20 protein-coding genes are annotated in these 15,783 nt (G+C 40.8%); 9 read left to right on the forward strand and 11 right to left on the reverse strand.

Features of this window, described 5'->3' with window-relative positions; genetic code table 11:
- Nucleotide 1: 1 nt before the first annotated feature.
- Nucleotides 2-472 (forward strand): hypothetical protein, encoded by a 471-nt coding sequence (locus PH_RS05235; RefSeq protein WP_010885203.1) that lies wholly within the window; start codon nucleotides 2-4, stop codon nucleotides 470-472.
- Here PH_RS05235 and PH_RS05240 read toward each other — a convergent pair.
- Both PH_RS05240 and PH_RS05245 read right to left on the reverse strand, forming a co-directional pair.
- Nucleotides 459-1,652 (reverse strand): ATPase domain-containing protein, encoded by a 1,194-nt coding sequence (locus tag PH_RS05240; protein WP_010885204.1) that lies wholly within the window; start codon nucleotides 1,650-1,652, stop codon nucleotides 459-461. The two genes, PH_RS05235 and PH_RS05240, sit on opposite strands and share 14 nt — an antisense overlap.
- A 70-nt stretch (nucleotides 1,653-1,722) precedes the next feature.
- Nucleotides 1,723-2,313: a hypothetical protein gene (locus tag PH_RS05245; protein ID WP_010885205.1), complete on the reverse strand. Its 591-nt coding sequence runs from the start codon at nucleotides 2,311-2,313 to the stop codon at nucleotides 1,723-1,725.
- 95 nt (nucleotides 2,314-2,408) lie between these two features.
- Here PH_RS05245 and PH_RS05250 point away from each other — a divergent pair, with 95 nt between their 5' ends.
- Nucleotides 2,409-4,217 carry a PINc/VapC family ATPase gene (locus PH_RS05250; RefSeq protein WP_048053311.1) on the forward strand — a complete coding sequence of 603 codons (1,809 nt, stop codon included), beginning with the start codon at nucleotides 2,409-2,411 and terminating at the stop codon, nucleotides 4,215-4,217.
- Here the strand turns inward: PH_RS05250 and PH_RS05255 are convergent.
- Entirely contained in the window at nucleotides 4,214-4,978 is a 765-nt protein-coding gene (locus PH_RS05255; RefSeq protein WP_010885207.1) for a geranylgeranylglyceryl/heptaprenylglyceryl phosphate synthase, read from the reverse strand. The two genes, PH_RS05250 and PH_RS05255, sit on opposite strands and share 4 nt — an antisense overlap.
- 63 nt (nucleotides 4,979-5,041) lie before the next feature.
- Between PH_RS05255 and PH_RS05260 the strand changes: the two genes are divergently transcribed.
- Complete coding sequence (locus PH_RS05260; protein WP_048053312.1) at nucleotides 5,042-5,656, forward strand: hypothetical protein; 615 nt, start codon at nucleotides 5,042-5,044, stop codon at nucleotides 5,654-5,656.
- Here the strand turns inward: PH_RS05260 and PH_RS05265 are convergent.
- The 3 genes from PH_RS05265 to PH_RS05275 form a co-directional block, all read right to left on the reverse strand.
- Nucleotides 5,645-5,842: a hypothetical protein gene (locus PH_RS05265; protein ID WP_010885209.1), complete on the reverse strand. Its 198-nt coding sequence runs from the start codon at nucleotides 5,840-5,842 to the stop codon at nucleotides 5,645-5,647. The two genes, PH_RS05260 and PH_RS05265, sit on opposite strands and share 12 nt — an antisense overlap.
- Nucleotides 5,843-5,940: 98 nt before the next feature.
- Nucleotides 5,941-6,306: an RNA polymerase Rpb4 family protein gene (locus tag PH_RS05270; protein ID WP_010885210.1), complete on the reverse strand. Its 366-nt coding sequence runs from the start codon at nucleotides 6,304-6,306 to the stop codon at nucleotides 5,941-5,943.
- Between the two features lie 6 nt (nucleotides 6,307-6,312).
- A complete protein-coding gene (locus PH_RS05275; RefSeq protein WP_048053313.1) occupies nucleotides 6,313-6,606 on the reverse strand; it encodes a 50S ribosomal protein L21e in 294 nt (97 codons plus the stop codon).
- Nucleotides 6,607-6,755: 149 nt separating this feature from the next.
- Between PH_RS05275 and pyrE the strand changes: the two genes are divergently transcribed.
- The 5 genes from pyrE to PH_RS05300 all read left to right on the forward strand — a co-directional run bounded on the left by pyrE (nucleotide 6,756) and on the right by PH_RS05300 (nucleotide 9,546).
- Nucleotides 6,756-7,310: an orotate phosphoribosyltransferase gene (gene pyrE, locus PH_RS05280; RefSeq protein ID WP_048053314.1), complete on the forward strand. Its 555-nt coding sequence runs from the start codon at nucleotides 6,756-6,758 to the stop codon at nucleotides 7,308-7,310.
- 66 nt (nucleotides 7,311-7,376) lie between these two features.
- The gene (locus PH_RS05285) at nucleotides 7,377-7,772 is read left to right on the forward strand and encodes a hypothetical protein (protein ID WP_010885213.1); all 396 of its coding nucleotides are present in this window, start codon (nucleotides 7,377-7,379) and stop codon (nucleotides 7,770-7,772) included.
- A 19-nt stretch (nucleotides 7,773-7,791) separates the two neighbouring features.
- Nucleotides 7,792-8,304, forward strand: coding sequence for a thioredoxin fold domain-containing protein (locus PH_RS05290; protein WP_010885214.1), 513 nt, complete (start codon nucleotides 7,792-7,794; stop codon nucleotides 8,302-8,304).
- Nucleotides 8,305-8,356: 52 nt separating this feature from the next.
- Nucleotides 8,357-8,560, forward strand: a complete 204-nt coding sequence (locus tag PH_RS05295; RefSeq protein ID WP_048053315.1) for a hypothetical protein — start codon at nucleotides 8,357-8,359, stop codon at nucleotides 8,558-8,560.
- Nucleotides 8,561-8,589: 29 nt separating this feature from the next.
- Nucleotides 8,590-9,546 carry an inorganic phosphate transporter gene (locus PH_RS05300; RefSeq protein WP_010885216.1) on the forward strand — a complete coding sequence of 319 codons (957 nt, stop codon included), beginning with the start codon at nucleotides 8,590-8,592 and terminating at the stop codon, nucleotides 9,544-9,546.
- Here the strand turns inward: PH_RS05300 and hflX are convergent.
- Genes hflX through PH_RS05315 form a run of 3 tightly spaced genes read right to left on the reverse strand, consistent with a single transcriptional unit; the run spans nucleotide 9,539 to nucleotide 12,184 of the window.
- Entirely contained in the window at nucleotides 9,539-10,810 is a 1,272-nt protein-coding gene (gene hflX / locus PH_RS05305) for a GTPase HflX (protein ID WP_048053316.1), read from the reverse strand. The two genes, PH_RS05300 and hflX, sit on opposite strands and share 8 nt — an antisense overlap.
- A 35-nt stretch (nucleotides 10,811-10,845) precedes the next feature.
- Nucleotides 10,846-11,763: a DUF3216 domain-containing protein gene (locus PH_RS05310; RefSeq protein ID WP_048053317.1), complete on the reverse strand. Its 918-nt coding sequence runs from the start codon at nucleotides 11,761-11,763 to the stop codon at nucleotides 10,846-10,848.
- Nucleotides 11,750-12,184 carry a DUF2240 family protein gene (locus tag PH_RS05315; protein ID WP_010885219.1) on the reverse strand — a complete coding sequence of 145 codons (435 nt, stop codon included), beginning with the start codon at nucleotides 12,182-12,184 and terminating at the stop codon, nucleotides 11,750-11,752. The genes PH_RS05310 and PH_RS05315 overlap by 14 nt, the downstream gene beginning before the upstream one ends.
- 65 nt (nucleotides 12,185-12,249) lie before the next feature.
- On the opposite strand from PH_RS05315, the gene PH_RS05320 reads away from it, so the two are divergent.
- Nucleotides 12,250-12,636: a PaaI family thioesterase gene (locus tag PH_RS05320; RefSeq protein WP_048053318.1), complete on the forward strand. Its 387-nt coding sequence runs from the start codon at nucleotides 12,250-12,252 to the stop codon at nucleotides 12,634-12,636.
- Here the strand turns inward: PH_RS05320 and rlmD are convergent.
- Entirely contained in the window at nucleotides 12,625-13,848 is a 1,224-nt protein-coding gene (gene rlmD, locus PH_RS05325) for a 23S rRNA (uracil(1939)-C(5))-methyltransferase RlmD (protein ID WP_010885221.1), read from the reverse strand. The genes PH_RS05320 and rlmD overlap by 12 nt on opposite strands.
- A gap of 40 nt (nucleotides 13,849-13,888) precedes the next feature.
- The gene (gene iorA / locus PH_RS05330; RefSeq protein ID WP_010885222.1) at nucleotides 13,889-15,745 is read right to left on the reverse strand and encodes an indolepyruvate ferredoxin oxidoreductase subunit alpha; all 1,857 of its coding nucleotides are present in this window, start codon (nucleotides 15,743-15,745) and stop codon (nucleotides 13,889-13,891) included.
- Nucleotides 15,746-15,783: the final 38 nt, after the last annotated feature.

Raw genomic sequence — 15,783 nt, forward strand, 5'->3', positions numbered from 1 at the left:
TATGAAGAAGGCATTTTTAGTTCCCCTTTTTATAATATTAAGCCTCATAGGGGTAGGTGCTGGATACTTCACTCTCATTCACTTTGTAATTGGTGATTTGGGAGATGTGAGAGTTAACCTAGTTAATGTTACCGTTTCAAGAGTTGAGCTCGATCATGCTGTTATAACTGTAACTATTGAGCTTGTAAATCCAGCTAAGAGAGAAGTGAAGATAGATGTAATGTCGGTAAGCTTGTACGCCGGCTCATATTATATTGGGGATGTAAAAAAGAAGAACGTTACGGTCAGGCCTAATGGCAAGGTATTTATTAAGCTCGATTTTCCTGTTTACTACTCTTCTACTGATCCAGAGCTAATTAGGGTTATTGTGAAGAATAAAACGTTAGATATAAAATGGAGGATCTCTGGAAAGCTTGGCATAAATACTTCCGTAGGCGAGATTGGAAAATCTTTCAATATTACACTCTCCTAAGGATGAAAATGCATTTATCATTAGTTTGACTTTCGCACTTTATTTCCTCCCCTTCCCATCTCTCTCCAGTAGCTTTTTCTAAGAGCTTTGCCATATATCCAGCATAATGAACGTGAGCAGGGTATGGGAAATTCCTAATATGCGGGAATAAGTTTTTACCCTCAACGATTATTATATCCTTTGTAGCTTCTACTATCCTAAGGATTCCACCTCCCGTGGACCTTGTAACTTCAAACGCCTCCTCCAGGATTTCCTTTATCTCTTCAACGCTCTCTATCTTTGGGATCTCGAGATGTTCAACTTCATGCCTTCCCCATCCATATAAAAATTCACGCCCTTTCTCTGGGCCTAGAAACCTGTATACGAACTCTATCAAGGATCTTTCGGAGGTTTCCCCTATTAGTTGCACTCTTCCTTCCCCTAACTTTAGCACTCCATCACTTGTAAGGACTAAGGAATCCCTAATGCTAACTGCATCTTTAAGAACATCCTCTATTGGAATTATTCCCTTGTTAGTCTTAACATAGGGAACTCCAGGTACATTAATGAAGGAAAATGATCTCTTGAATCTTATCATTCCCTCCCTGATCTCGATCAGATATTCAAATGGCATCAGGATCATTGAAAGGTCTTGAATTGACAAAACGTCAGAGTTTATTGCAACAAGTGAAGAAGCTCCGAGCTTTCTAATGGAATTTGTCAACCTAACAATAACTCTAACATATGCCTTGTAATCGGTTTGGAGGGCGTATAGCGATGTTATATCATCAAAAACCAATATGTCATATTTCTCTTTCGATACGTTATCCCTTATTATTGCCGTTGTAATCCCAAGATCTAGGGGATTCGGTAAGACATCAGGTCCGCTAATACTTGCAGGAGAGTACAGGTTTGAAAATCCATCAAGAATCTTAAGATCCCCATCTTCCAAGTACTCCTCATAGTTTATATTGTACTGAGAAAGCCACTTAATTAGAGATGCAGGATCCTGACGAAGCTCCACGAGGAGAACCTTTTTTCCAGAGGATAAAAAAGCATTAGTTAACTGATGGGTTAACAGGATATGATCATTATCCATCCCACCAACTAACGCTATATTGCACCCTTTCTCAAAGCCCCCTCCTAGGATCCGATCCAGGGCCGGTATTCCAGTTTTTAACTTCATATTATCCTCAATCATTGTAGTTATGGATGTTTAAAATTTTTACTGAACAATGTTGTCATAACGTCAAAAATTAGAGAGGGATAATTTAACTTTCAAGTCTTTTTGAAATACTCTTCAATATCCCTCTATGTTGGGCTTCGTTATACAGAAGAGACCTGGCAAGCTCCTTAATTATTGGGTGCTTTGCAAGGCTCTCTAGCCTTTCATAATCTTCTTCCATTTTTCCTTGATAGTTGATAATTCTTTCTATGACCTCTCTAACTTTTTCCCTGTCTTTTGGAGGTATGAATGTTTCAGGTTTTGTACTTAATATTTCTTCGAGAACATCTTCGGCTGGTATTTTATAGCCTAGAATCGTTGAGGAAACTAGAAGGGACGGTATCCCAGGAATTAATATTAACCCTTGATCTAGCTGAGCTATTGATTCCCTAATTGGTCTGAGCTCAGGATAGTAAGGTTCCAAATTCTCCCGGAGCAACTTCAGGGTCTCTTTGTATGCTCTCTCTATGGCCTCCATTAACTCCTTATGAAATATTTTATCAACGGCCAATCTCAGGAGTATCCTCTTGAGCTCTGCGTCTTCTGGAGACTTCAGTTCTTTAATAACTTCTTTGTATTCCTTGAGGGCCCTTTCCTCAGCTTCCTTTGCACTTTTTATAATATCTATCAGCCTCATAGTCCCACCTCCAGCTTTTAATAACTAAATGTATTTAAAATGATTTGGCTAAGGTTAAAAAGTATATCCACGAGTGTTGGTAGGAGGTGAGAGAGGTGAGAGTTATCGTTCCTGATACGAGCGTGATAGTGGATGGTAGGCTCACCCAATACCTTAGGAGAGTTAGAGAGAAGGTCAAGATCGTTGTTCCAGAAGCCGTTGTTGCTGAGATAGAGCATCAAGCCAATGAGGGAAAAGCGATAGGGCATACAGGTTTAGAAGAGCTAAAGAAGCTTAGGGAACTAGCAGATAAAGGAAAAATCCTACTGGAGTTTTATGGAGAGAGACCAGAACTCTGGCAGATAAAAAGGGCAAAGGCCGGAGAGATAGATCATATGGTGAGGGAAGTTGCAAGGGAACTCAATGCTACCCTAATTACTGGAGATCAAGTTCAGAGGGATATTGCAATAGCAAAGGGGATAGAGGTAATATACCTAGAAGGTAAGAGGGAGCCGAAGACGAGGCTTGAGGATTTCTTTGATGAGGAAACGATGAGCGTTCACCTTAAAGCAGGAGTTAAACCTCTTGCTAAGAAGGGGAAGCCTGGAGAATGGAAGCTAGTACCTATTAGGGAAGAGCCTCTAAGTGAGGAAGAGTTGGAAGATATAGCTGATGATATAGTCGAAAGGGCCAAGAGAGACCCGGAGAGTTTCATAGAGCTTGACGAACCCGGAGCTACTGTCGTTCAACTTAGAAACTATAGAGTCGTTATAGCAAAGCCGCCATTTTCAGATAGGATCGAAATAACAGCGGTAAGGCCAATAAAGAAACTTAGCATAGATGACTATAATCTAAGCGAGAAGCTACTTGAGAGGCTTAAGGAAAAGGCCGAAGGAATACTGGTAGCGGGACCCCCTGGGGCCGGAAAGACAACTTTCGTCCAAGCTTTAGCTGAGTGGTATGCAAGTATGGGAAAGATAGTCAAGACAATGGAAAAGCCTAGGGACCTTCAGGTTAGAGAGGAGATAACTCAATATACGGCCCTAGATGGAAGCATGGAGAAAACTGGAGATGTTCTACTGTTAGTTAGGCCAGATTATACTATATTCGATGAGATGAGAAAAACTAGTGATTTCCTAATATATGCAGATTTGAGGCTAGCGGGAGTTGGAATGGTAGGTGTCGTTCACGCCACTAAGCCAATAGATGCAGTTCAGAGATTCATAGGAAGGGTTGAGCTTGGAATGATACCTCAGATAGTTGACACGGTTATATTCATAAAGGGAGGTAAAGTTGCTAAAGTGCTAACGCTGGAATACAAGGTTAAGGTGCCAACTGGGATGAAAGAGGAAGACCTGGCAAGGCCGGTAATAGAGGTAAGGGACTTCGAGACTGGGCAGCTTGAATACGAGATCTACACATTTGGTGAGGAAGTTAGCGTAGTTCCTATAAAGAAAGAAGAAAAAGCACCTGCTCTTAAGCTAGCTGAGAGAAAACTAAAGCAGGAAATTCAAAAGTTCCTACCCGATGTTTACACGGAAGTTGAAGTCGTGAACCCACACAAGGCCGTGATTTATGCAGATGAGTATGATATTCCCCTTATAATAGGTAGGAAGGGGAAGAGAATTCAGGAACTTGAAAAGAGGCTTGGAATTAATATCGATGTTAAAAGTCTCGGAGAGAAGGAGGTAGGAAAGGTCGAGGAGAAGATACCCGTGGAAGTGGAAGAGAAAAAGAAGAGCATAGTACTGAGGGTTTCTCCAGACTTTGCGAAGAAACCACTTAGGTTCTATGCTGGAAAAGATTACGTCTTTACTGCAACTCCGAGCAAGAAGGGAGTTGTAAAGGTAGGGAAGAATTCACCAGTTGGTAAACTACTGAAAAGGTATATAGATGAGAACTATGAAATTTGGGCATCTCTCTAAACGAACACACCATTTCGAATGGCTTCAAGTCTTTTTCTAGCTTCTTCTAAACTCTTTGCTTTTTCAATAGCAGTTCCAGTAACTATTATATCGGCCCCCGATTTTATCAACTTTTTAGCTTGCTCTCCAGACTTTATACCCCCTCCAACTATGAGGGGTACATCTATGACGCTTTTTACTACTCTTACCATCTCTTCTGGTACTGGTTCAGGGGCTCCACTCCCAGCTTCTAAGTATACTAGTCTCATTCCAAGGTATTGGCCGGCAAGGGCGTAAGCAGCTGCAAGCTTAGGTTTATGCCTCGGGATTGGCCTAGCATCCCCAACCCATCCAACGGTTTCTCCTGGTTCAACTACTATATAAGCCATTGGAATCGGTTCTATTCCAAATTTTTTAACAGTAAATGCGCCTAATGCTTGGGCCCCAGTAATGAAGAAGGGATTTCTGGAGTTAAGTAAGCTCATAAAGAAAATGGCATCAGCATATCTGCTTATTCCCCCGTGAGAGCCAGGAAAGAGTATTACTGGAAGTGAAGAATTATCTTTTATCGATCTAACAACGTTGTCTAAAACTTCACCTTCAGCTCCAGTTGAACCCCCAACCATTATGGCGTCTACTCCAAGTTCTTCACATACTCTGGCCAGTTTACCTGCTACCTCGGGAGATGTATCATCAGGATCTATCAGCACAAAATGAAGTTTTTTCTTCTCTAATTTTTCATGAATGTACTTCTCAACCTTTCCAATCCTCAATTCTCCCACCTTTACTTATTATAACTAGCAACGTTTTTAAATCATCAGCATACCCTTTATTAGGTGATACCAGTGAAATTTAAGGGGGCTACTTTTGGTAGATTAGTAAAACTTGAATTTGAGATACTACGTCTTGGCGAGCTTAAAATAGATGATATTTCTGAATTCAACACTAAGGATATTAAGCTTGAAATTAGGGCAACTAGCTCTGGGATAAAGCTTATTGGCGTGTGGGAGGGAGATATAAGCGAAGTTGGAGAGGCCATTAAGAGGGCCCTTGATGAGAGTATGAAGCTTAGAGAGAGACTTTTGAGAAAGATGAGGAATAAGGTTGAGAGGATAAGGAAAACTCTAACCGAGATGGGATTTAGCGAGGAATCCATCGGATATGGAGATGCCATTAGATTTACGAAAAGGATAGGGGAGTATGAAGTAGCAATAGTCGTATCTTCTAGAGATGATATCGTGAGGGTTGAGGTTTATGGAGGTAATAAGAAGCTTCTAGCCCCCGAGCTTGAGGCTTTCTTTGAAAGCGTAGACATAGAGGAGCTTGAGATATATGATGTTGACGAAGATGGAAGAGAGGAGAGAGTTGTTATAAACCTTGAGTTACCAAAAACAGATGAGAAACCTGAGAAACGGATAATTGAAGCAGTAAAGGTTCTTGAAAATATTCTAATGGCTTAATGCCATAATTTTCTTTATCTCCTCCTCATCCCCTTCAACCCTTAGTATTATCTTATTAAGGCCAAACTGATCAGGAGGAAGAAGCCTCGCCTTCTTAACGTTTCCCTTTATGAGTCTCGCCAACTTCTTTATAATAACACCTTTTTTGTCATAAGGAACTTCAATTTTTATTTCGAAAACTTCCATCTATTACCACCGATAAAATTTTAGAAGAGGTTCTATAAAACCGTTTTCATTAACGGAAAGAATAAGAAAAGCCCGAAAAAAGAACTGGAGGTAATATATCACTCTTCTCTATACTTATCAAGGATTTCAAGTATCTTCTTCATTTCCTCTGGTGTTGGCTGATGCTCCTCCTTTGCAAATATAACCCTTAAATCGAGGTTATCCTCTGGCATTATATCAACTAATTTTGCGGCTATCCTCTCGTTCATCCATTCAAATTCTGACATTAGCTCTTCAATAGCTTTTCTAGCTTTTTCAGCTGGCAACTTAGCGAACTTTTCAGCATGCTCTAGAGCTAGCCTTGCTTCATAGAACAATGGCTCTTCTATCCCAGCTTTTATTCCTTCTTCATATTTCTTAAGTAATATCTCTTTTGCTTCGGATATCGTTATGTACCTCTCGCCAAGCTTTTTCCTCCCTATCATGGCCCTTCACTTCTGGGGCCTAAGGTGTACTGGGTGAATGAAAAGCGTCTTTACTTTGTTTCCGTCAGGTACCTCAACTATATAGGCATCACCCCTTTTGCCAACTACCGTTCCTGTTCTACCATGAAATCTTGGATCTGGCATCCCTTTATGGTAGCTTGGCTCTATGACTATGTGAACTTTCTGTCCCACCTCAAATTCTTGAAGGAATCTCGTTAGTGGGGGTAGTCCCCTTCTTCTTGGATGCTTACGGAGCTTTTTCCTTGTTTTTCTTCTAAAACTGTGAGGCTTCTGAACCATTCCCAACTCCCCCCTAATTATTATCCTCCCCAAATATCCTTTACATAACTTACTTACCCTGGGGGTCTTTACCCCCGAACTCTCAAGCCTTGGTTTAAAGAGAAGCTTATAAAACTTTTTGAAACTCTAATTCTCAGGGTGAAATGAAAATGAAAGATGAGCTGATCAATCTAATAATAAATGAGGGATGCATAAAATTTGGCCATTTTGTTTTGACATCTGGAAAAGAGAGTAACTACTATATCGATATAAAAAGTCTGATAACAAACCCTAAAGCCCTAAGAATAATAGCAAAACTAATCAAAGAAAAAGCTGAGGAACTTAACCTAAACTATGATAAAATCGCTGGCCCCGAGTTGGGAGCAGTTCCAATAGCAACGGCCCTTTCGCTTGAAACTAACAAGCCTCTCTTAATAGTTAGAAAAAAGAAAAAGGAACATGGAACCGGGAAAGTAATAGAGGGAAATGTTCAAAAAGGAGATAAAGTGCTATTAGTTGAGGATGTTACGACTACTGGGGGAAGCGTGATAAGAGCTGCCAAAATCCTAAGAGAGCATGGAGCAGATGTCGTCGGGATTTTTGTCGTGGTCGATAGAGAGGAGGGTGCAAAGGAAAATATCGAAAAGGAAGGCTTCAAGTTCTACCCCCTTGTCTTAGTCAGCGAACTCTTCAAGGCTGCTGGGATTTCTAAGGATCAAAGCTAAGAAGTTCAAAAAGCCCTCGAAATTCTTTTAAACTTCCTTTTTTGAAGACTTCAGCGTGAGGGGGGTATGATTGAAAGGTTGAGAATAAGGGAAGAATTAGATGAGGAGCAATATACTAAAGTTATAACTGTCATTGAGAAATTGAAAAGTAAGTTTCCCACGGTTTTCTCGAGGAGGACGAAAACTGGAGAAAAGATAAGTTTTATAGAAACCTCAATTTGTGGGGGATTAAATTTTGACATTCTAATAGGGAAGCGAGAAAGACCCTTTGTAGTGGTCGAAGTTGAGGGAAGAAAAGCTGCTAGCGCTTTTGGTATAATGAAATTTTTAATGGAGGAAGCAGGTGTGGAGTATTCACCAGAATGCGATGGAAATCAAGCTTATTTTGAACTCAAGAGATTGGTAAAGGCAAGAAATTTACTAGATTTTCTTGAATGGAAAAGTATTAAAACGTTAAAATAAATCAGGCAAGGGTTGAGAAATGAAGAGGGATTTGGCCCTACTCTTAATCCTTGTCCTGGCAGCTTCTTTCCTGGGATGTATATCTTCCCAAACCCAGACACAAACTAGTCAAGAAAAGTGGTTAGAGGGACTAAAGAAATCTGAATTCCACTTCTACATTTTTGGCTTAAACACGTGCCCTCACTGTCAAAGAATGAAGAAATTATTACCGGAGTACTTTGGGAATAGTAGCTTAACATTTTACGAAATAAGGGAGGATAAAAAAGCTTACAATACGTACATGAAGTTCGTTAAGACACTAGGAATTACTGGGGTTCCCCTTATAGGAATATTCTATAAAGATAACCTATACGCTGTAGTGGAAGGAGAAATAGACCCTAAGGTAATCCCACAACTTGTAAAGGAAGCAATGAAGAACAATGGAGTTATATTAATAATCTCCCAGGGACAGTTCCTGGTTCCTAAAAATGAAAGTAAGGGGCTGGAGCTTATAGGTAACATGACAACATGGTTTAAGCTCAATGGACACTAGTGGTCAAAAACATTAATTAAGGTTCCATTAATATTATTGTTTGGTGTTCTGCATGCATTCGAAGGAGTTTATCTATAAAGTGCTGGCAACCAAAAAGAAAGCTGTGAGTTTGAAGAGGCTTAGCTCCGAGCTTGAAACTCCAATGCCTAGGCTTCTTCAAACTCTTAAAAAACTTGAAAGTGATGGTTTAGTCGAGATAACGTATAATAAGGAGATTATAGTCAGAGCAAAGACGATGAATGATTACACTTCATAGCTTCCTTCTTTCATTCTTGAGGTGATTAAATGGATATATCCCTTGTTCTCCTATCAATAGCCTTCTATATTGCCTGGAATATAGGGGCGAATGGATCCGCAAACGCCATGGGAGTTGTTGTAGGATCCGGAATACTGAGCTTTAGACAGGCCGTTTTAACGATCGCAGTTTTCACTCTTCTGGGGGCTTATCTTAGGGGAGAAAAAGTTATGGAAACCGTGGGCAGGAAGGTCATATATTCAATGACACCTGAGATGGCTATAGTAATCCTCCTATCAGCTGGATTATGTGCTACTATCGCCACCTTAAGAGGTTTACCGATATCTGTAACTCAGACGATAGTTGGGGGAGTCGTCGGAGTTGGACTGGCCCTTGGAGTCTCCATACAGTGGAAGATTTTTGAAAAGGTAATTATAGCATGGATCCTATCTCCAATACTCTCAGGGATTTTTGCTTTCATGCTCTACTACTTTTATTATAAAGCTTTCAAGAGAATAAAAAGCGTCAAAGAGCTTGAAATATTATATAAGGGAATGGCGATAGCTGGAGGTTCTTATATGGCATTTAACTTCGGTGCAAATGAAGTTGCAAATGCAGTTAGTCCACTTATTGGAGCGGGGATCTTAACCTATAAAGGGGCCGGCATCTTTGGGGCCCTAAGCTTGGCGATTGGTAGTTTAACCTTTAGCTACCCAGTAATGTATACCGTAGGGAAGAAGATAACGGCTCTAGGACCTATTTCAGCATTTTCCGCCCAGTTTGGTTCAGCAATTTCAGTGAGCTTAGCGAACTATTTTGGACTTCCGGTAAGTTCTGGGCAAGCTATAATTGGAGGTATTATAGGTGCTAGTATTGCTGGAGGAGGAAAGATCAAACAGGAAATCATTGAAAGAATAATTTCTGGATGGATCCTAGCTCCGGTAATTGGAATAACGTTGAGTTATGCAGTAGCAAAGCTATTTGTATTCTTTAATCTTCTCAGCTGATCCTCTTAAGGCTAACACCCAACTTTGTGAGCTCCCTTATTAGGCCAGTTTGAATATAGGCCTTTATTTTTGTCTCTTCACTGTACTCAACCTCTAGAAGATCCCCCATAGAGTGAACCATTGAAAGAACTTTCCCAAGCTTTGAAGGATCTTTAACCCTTATTTCAAACGTTTGAAACTTTGGTAACCTTGAAAGTGCAACTTCTATTAGATTGTAAAGCTCTTCCAGTTGATTAAGCTTAGCCGATATCCTAGCAACTCCGACGGTATTAGCTCTTCCATCTATAGTTTCCCTAACTAGGAGCTCCTTTTCCTTAGCATCCTCATCACTTATCAAATCGACTTTATTAAGAGCTACAATCATTGGCCTGTCCAATGCTTTAAGCTCTCTTAGAACATTGAGAGATGCAAAAAGTTTTCTTCTTATTTCCTTCCATGGTTCGCTGGCATCCAAAACTAGAATTATAATATCAGCTTTGACTATTTCCTCTAAAGTAGAGTGAAATGCCTCAACTATAAATGGTGGAAGGCCGTCGATGAAACCTACGGTATCCGTGACCAAGAGCATTTTTCCTTTAACTTTGAATCTTCTCGTGGTAGTATCAAGTGTCGTGAACATCTGATTTTTGGCCTCGATATCTTCTCCGGTTAGGGCATTTAATAACGTGGACTTTCCAGCGTTAGTATAACCCGCTAGAGCTATTAGAACGAACCCCTCCTCTTCTCTTTTCTTCCTTCTTATCTCTCTTTCGGCCCTTATCTTCTCTAATTCTCCCTTTATTCTGCCCATTCTGTACTTTATATGCTTGAGATATTGGTGAACTTGGTATTCACCCATTCCTTTAAATCCTGCCCTGTCACCCATTTTTATCCTTCTAATAGCTTCCTTCACAAGTGGAAGCTCATATTGAAGGTTTGCAAGCTCAACTTGAAGCTTTGCCTCTTTTGAATGGGCCCTCTTCTCAAATATCTCGAGAACAAGTTGCCATTTGTCTATAATATCTACCCTCAGCTCTTTCCAAAGGTTGTAAGCTTGAGAGGGGGTTAACCTGTTTGCAAAAATAACTTTATCAGGCTTAAGCTCTTTAACAAGTTTTTTCACTTCTTCAAGTTTTCCAGGGCCGATATTATATCTCGGATGCTCCTCTCGTACCTGTTCAACTATTGCAAGAATTTCATAACCAGCACTCCTCAACAGTTCTTCGAACTCCTCTCTACTCCATCTCTCTCCCCGGGACTTTCTTATCACACCTATTGCTCTCATCAAAGGCATATCATAAGGAGGGTTTATAGAGATTTCTATTCAGAAATTGGAGGATTACTCTTCCTTAGGAAATATTCCTCCCTTTCTCTAAGTTCCCTGACAGCTGAGAGAAGCCTGTCTATTCTTTCATCATTGTACTTAGATTTAAAGGTTGTCAGCAAACCTTCCAGGAATCCATAAATTCCAACCCTTACAAAGTGTTCTCCCCTAATCTTCTCCAATCCTTTATTTAGTAGCAAAAATCTGTCTATAGCATTAAGCGTCTCTTCTTCTCCCAGGTCCCTCGCTAACTCCTTAACCTCCTTAATAATTCTCTCTGTAATGTCAACTTTCTTAGCCCTTATCGCGACGAAGCTACCCTCCCCGTACCCCTCCTTAACGGGCTCAATGTCTTTTATTTCATCTAATTTATGGAAGAGCGTTTGAACTATTTTTTCCACTTTAAAGCCCGATCTTTCAAGTATGCTAATTACCTCCTCGGTTGAAAAGAACTTCGCTTCCCTATAAAATACACTCTTATCTTTGTTCCTTTCATACTCCTTCCCTATTTTACTATTTTTATCTATAAAGCCAATTACTATGTATCCTCCTGGTTTGAGGACTCTATAAGCTTCCTTAATGCTTTTCTCGACATCATCAACGAAGCATATAGTTGTCACCATTAATATACAGGAGAGAGAGCTATCTGGGAAGGGTAGGTCTTCTGCTATACCCTCAATAACTTTTATTCCCCTTTTCTCAGCTATTTCGGCCATTTTTCTTGAAGGTTCAACCCCAATTTTTATCCCCAGTGGTTGGGCAAATCTTCCGGTTCCGACTCCAACTTCTATGCATTCTTCCTCAGGTAAAACTTTCTTAATGGCATTGAGTTCGCTTAGATAAGCGTATTTGTGTCTCTCGAACCAACTATCGTACCTTTCGGTATGTTCCTCGAAGGGCTTAATCTTCGGCATAATAATTCCCTCCATTTTCAAGTTCTTCCTTGAATTTACTCATGTCTAATCCCTTTTCCAAACCATAAAGATAGGCCAACAATTTCTTGTCAAGATTGCCGTATCTCTCCTCAAGTCTCTTTATCTCTTCCATTACCTCTAACTCAGTTAAGTTCAATTCCTTTGCTAGATATTCCACGATCTCACCGAAAATATCCCTTTTCTTTTCTTCCTCTTCAATTAAATTGACCTTAACAATAAGGCCCTCTTCACTTTCTTCGATTATTCCTTCCTCTATCCCCTCTTTTATTAGCTCCTTAGCTTCGCTCACGCTCATAGCCCCTAATTTAAATGCAAGAATGCCAATTATCTCACTCCTGCTGGAGAATATATTATCACCTTTAACTTTCACGGCCTCAAGCAGAGGCTTATACTTACTCAAGTATCATCCCCATAGGAAAGAACCCTTTATATAGCAAAAAATCTTTTCCATTCACGGTGATACCCGTGGAGCAGAGAACGCACAAGCTAACCTCCAGAATCCTTGTTGGGAAGCCCATTTTAATTAAGGAAGGATACGCTGAAGTTGAACTTGAAACGATAGATGAAATGAAAGTTGATGAGAAGGGGCTAGTCCATGGAGGCTTTACTTTCGGTTTAGCGGATTATGCTGCAATGCTTGCCGTCAATGAACCTACCGTTGTGCTGGGTAAAGCTGAAGTAAGGTTTACCAAGCCTGTAAAGGTGGGAGATAAACTTGTAGCAAAAGCTAAAATAATTGAGGACTTGGGGAAGAAGAAAATCGTTGAGGTGAAAGTCTACAGGGAAGAAGAGGTAGTCCTTGAGGGGAAGTTCTACTGTTACGTGCTTGAAAAACACGTCTTAGACAATTAGCTTTGCAACTAATTCAAGATGTGGTGTATGAGGAAACATATCCAACGCTACGATCTCATCGATTTTATATTCAAGCTTTTCAATATCTCTTGCAAAAGTTTTTGGATTGCAAGAAACGTAGACAATAACTTCGGGCTTTTCCCTATTAAGTTTCTTAATTAACTTAGGATGCAAACCTACCCTTGGAGGATCGACTATAACCGTGTCAAAGCCGTTAACCTCAACTTCCCTATCGGTTGCAACGTCAAAGACTGCATCCACTTTGTTTATCTTAGCATTTTTCCTGGCCATCTCTATAGCGAATTCATTCGAATCGAACCCTACAACTTTAAATCCCCTCTTTGCTAAGTATATACCAAAGGTTCCTACACCTGAGTACATATCAAGAACTCTCTCTCCCTCTACTAATTCACTAACCTTCTTTACTAAGTTTACAGCTTGATAGCTATTCGTTTGGAAAAAGGAATTTGGATGTATTAGGTATATAACATCATCCAGCTTCTCAGTAATGAACTCTCTCCCCCAGACGCTTTCAACTTCTCCATATGATACATCACTTTTAGTCCTGTTTACACTCCAGTAAATTGAAGTTGCAAAGTCAAAGTACTTGCTTGGATCGGGAAGCTTACCCTCTTTCGTAACGAGGTTAACCATTACTTCTCCTGTAAATTTTCCTTCCCTTAGAACCATGTATCTTAAAAAGCCCTCATCTTTCTTTACATTCCAAACGCTTATCCTCTCCTCCTCTATAAATTCCCTTAGCCTCTCTATAGCTTTCCTCGAGGTTTTTCCAAATACTGGGCACTCTTGAATATCAACAATCTTCCACCACTTTCCCCTTTCTCTAAATCCTATACCTTCCACGGTAACGGCTAGATCTATCCTATTCCTATGGCCAAAGATCCTTGGGGAGGGAATTACCTCGACATCAACTCCCAATAATCTCCTTATCCTCTCTCCTTTGAACTCTAGCTGATAATCGTAAGAAAGATGCTGAAGCGAGCAACCTCCGCACCTTCCGAAAACCTTGCATCTCGCTCCAACTCTCAGGGGGGAAGACTTAATTAGTTTCCATTTTGACGCGATCTTAGCTTTTTTAACCTTTTCTATCTTTAATATCTCAACTTCATCCCCAGGAGCTGAGAAGGGAACTAACACATTTCCAAGGACTCCAAAGCCATCATCGTTAAGCTCCTTCACAACACCCCTCATGTAGTCCTCCTGGAAAGAATAAGTTAAAAAGTTAAGGGAATCACTGAAGCTCTTCTCTAAACTTTATAGCATCGAAAGGACAGAGTTGGTTGCAGATTCCACAGCCGGTACATATTAGCTCATCTATCCTAACTTTCCTGGTTTCTGGGTCGTAAATTAAGGCTGGACATCCTGAGAGCAGTATACATGCTTTACACCCTGTACATTTGTCTTCAATTACTATTGGAGGTTCCCTGGTTTCGCCACGCCTTATTACTGGAATTACACACTCGCGCCTGGCTATTATAACTGCGGGACCTTTAACTTTCATAGCTTCTTTTATCGCTTCCTTCGTTGCTTTAAGGTCATAGGGATCAACGGTCTTCACGTACTTTACACCTATTCCCTTTACGAGGGCTTCTATATCGATCTCCCTGAACTTTCTTCCCGTCTCGCTACCTCCAGTTCCTGGGTGAGGCTGGTGTCCCGTCATTGCGGTTGTCCTATTATCGAGGATTATAACTAGGACGTCAAGATCCTTGTAAACAGCATCGATTAAGGGTTGTATTCCATTATGGAAGAATGTTGAATCCCCAATTGTTGCAACTATCTTCTTACCCATGACGACGCTCTGTCCATTGGCTAAGCTTATACTTGCACCCATCACGAACTCCGTCCAGATGGCTTCCAATGGTGGTAAAAGCGAGAGGGCGTAACAACCAATGTCGCCGTGAATTGGAATATCAAACTTTCCGTAGCCCAGTTCTCTTAGTGCATCCAGTAGAGCCCTATAGCTCCCTCTGTGCGGACAACCTGGACACATTACTGGAGGCCTCTTGGGAGCTAAGCGTTCAGCTTCCTCAACTTCTTTTGGTAGAGAAACTTCTTCCCCTTCTTTACCTAGGAGCTTGAGTATAGCATTCTTAACTAGCCTTGGGGTTAGCTCGCCTTCAAGGGGTAGATATCCAGTTCTCTTCCCATAGATAGGGACTCTTAGCCCCTCTTCATATGCTACAACCTTTATTTCCTCCTCCAAGAATGGGGCCCCTTCTTCGATAACAAGGGCTTTCTCCACGGATTTAAGGAAATTAATAACTATCTTCCTGGGAAGTGGATGAGGAGTCGAGAGCTTGAGTATCTTGAAATCTCCTTCAATTGATGGTAGAACCTCCTTAACGTAGTTGTAGGGAGCTCCCTCGACGATTATCCCTATCTTACCGTCACCTTCTATCCAATTGTAGTCTAAATTGTTGAACTCCTCCTCTATCTTTTTCAACGTTTCGTTTAGCCACTTATGCCTCTTCCTATTTCCCTCCATACTAGCTCTCACGTATCTTTCTATATCCTTCTTGAACTTTGGGATCCTGTTTAGATCCTTAAATTCTCCAACCTCAACGTCGGCCGTTGTGTGGTTAACCCTGGTAGTGGTTCTAAATATAATGGGAACTTTGTACTTTTCGCTAAGTTCATAGGCGTACTTTATCAAATCATGGGCTTCTTGAGGATCATAAGGTTCCAAAACTGGAAGTAGTGATATCTTCCCATAATATCTGTCATCCTGCTCAGTTTGACTTGTATGAGGCCCAGGGTCATCTGCAACTAAAACTACCAAACCTCCCTCAACACCAGAGTAAGCTAGGCTCATCAGAGGGTCAGCGGCCACGTTTAGCCCAACGCACTTCATGGTAACCAAGCTCCTTATGCCAGCATACGATGCCCCCGCAGCTTCTTCAAGCGCTACCTTTTCATTAGGTGCCCATTCAGCAAAGACTTCTGGTTTTAACCTTGCGATAGTTTCAATAACTTCTGTAGAGGGTGTTCCAGGATAACCAGTAGCAAAAGAAACTCCAGCTTCTAAGGCCCCATAGGCTATAGCTTCGTTACCCATTAAGAGCCTCTTCACTTTTATCCCTCCCATAAAGAATGGGAATGAAATTTATTAAAAATCTTCACGTA

Source organism: Pyrococcus horikoshii OT3 (assembly GCF_000011105.1).
Taxonomy (GTDB): domain Archaea; phylum Methanobacteriota_B; class Thermococci; order Thermococcales; family Thermococcaceae; genus Pyrococcus; species Pyrococcus horikoshii.

Bases quoted from the DNA above. Each gene is read 5' to 3' on its own strand.
- PH_RS05235 (WP_010885203.1), top strand. From the start codon at position 2: ATGAAGAAGGCATTTTTAGTTCCCCTTTTTATAATATTAAGCCTCATA.
- PH_RS05240 (WP_010885204.1), bottom strand. From the start codon at position 1,652: ATGATTGAGGATAATATGAAGTTAAAAACTGGAATACCGGCCCTGGAT.
- PH_RS05245 (WP_010885205.1), bottom strand. From the start codon at position 2,313: ATGAGGCTGATAGATATTATAAAAAGTGCAAAGGAAGCTGAGGAAAGG.
- PH_RS05265 (WP_010885209.1), bottom strand. From the start codon at position 5,842: ATGGAAGTTTTCGAAATAAAAATTGAAGTTCCTTATGACAAAAAAGGT.
- PH_RS05270 (WP_010885210.1), bottom strand. From the start codon at position 6,306: ATGATAGGGAGGAAAAAGCTTGGCGAGAGGTACATAACGATATCCGAA.
- PH_RS05275 (WP_048053313.1), bottom strand. From the start codon at position 6,606: ATGGTTCAGAAGCCTCACAGTTTTAGAAGAAAAACAAGGAAAAAGCTC.
- pyrE (WP_048053314.1), top strand. From the start codon at position 6,756: ATGAAAGATGAGCTGATCAATCTAATAATAAATGAGGGATGCATAAAA.
- PH_RS05285 (WP_010885213.1), top strand. From the start codon at position 7,377: ATGATTGAAAGGTTGAGAATAAGGGAAGAATTAGATGAGGAGCAATAT.
- PH_RS05290 (WP_010885214.1), top strand. From the start codon at position 7,792: ATGAAGAGGGATTTGGCCCTACTCTTAATCCTTGTCCTGGCAGCTTCT.
- PH_RS05295 (WP_048053315.1), top strand. From the start codon at position 8,357: ATGCATTCGAAGGAGTTTATCTATAAAGTGCTGGCAACCAAAAAGAAA.
- PH_RS05300 (WP_010885216.1), top strand. From the start codon at position 8,590: ATGGATATATCCCTTGTTCTCCTATCAATAGCCTTCTATATTGCCTGG.
- hflX (WP_048053316.1), bottom strand. From the start codon at position 10,810: ATGAGAGCAATAGGTGTGATAAGAAAGTCCCGGGGAGAGAGATGGAGT.
- PH_RS05310 (WP_048053317.1), bottom strand. From the start codon at position 11,763: ATGCCGAAGATTAAGCCCTTCGAGGAACATACCGAAAGGTACGATAGT.
- rlmD (WP_010885221.1), bottom strand. From the start codon at position 13,848: ATGAGGGGTGTTGTGAAGGAGCTTAACGATGATGGCTTTGGAGTCCTT.
- iorA (WP_010885222.1), bottom strand. From the start codon at position 15,745: ATGGGAGGGATAAAAGTGAAGAGGCTCTTAATGGGTAACGAAGCTATA.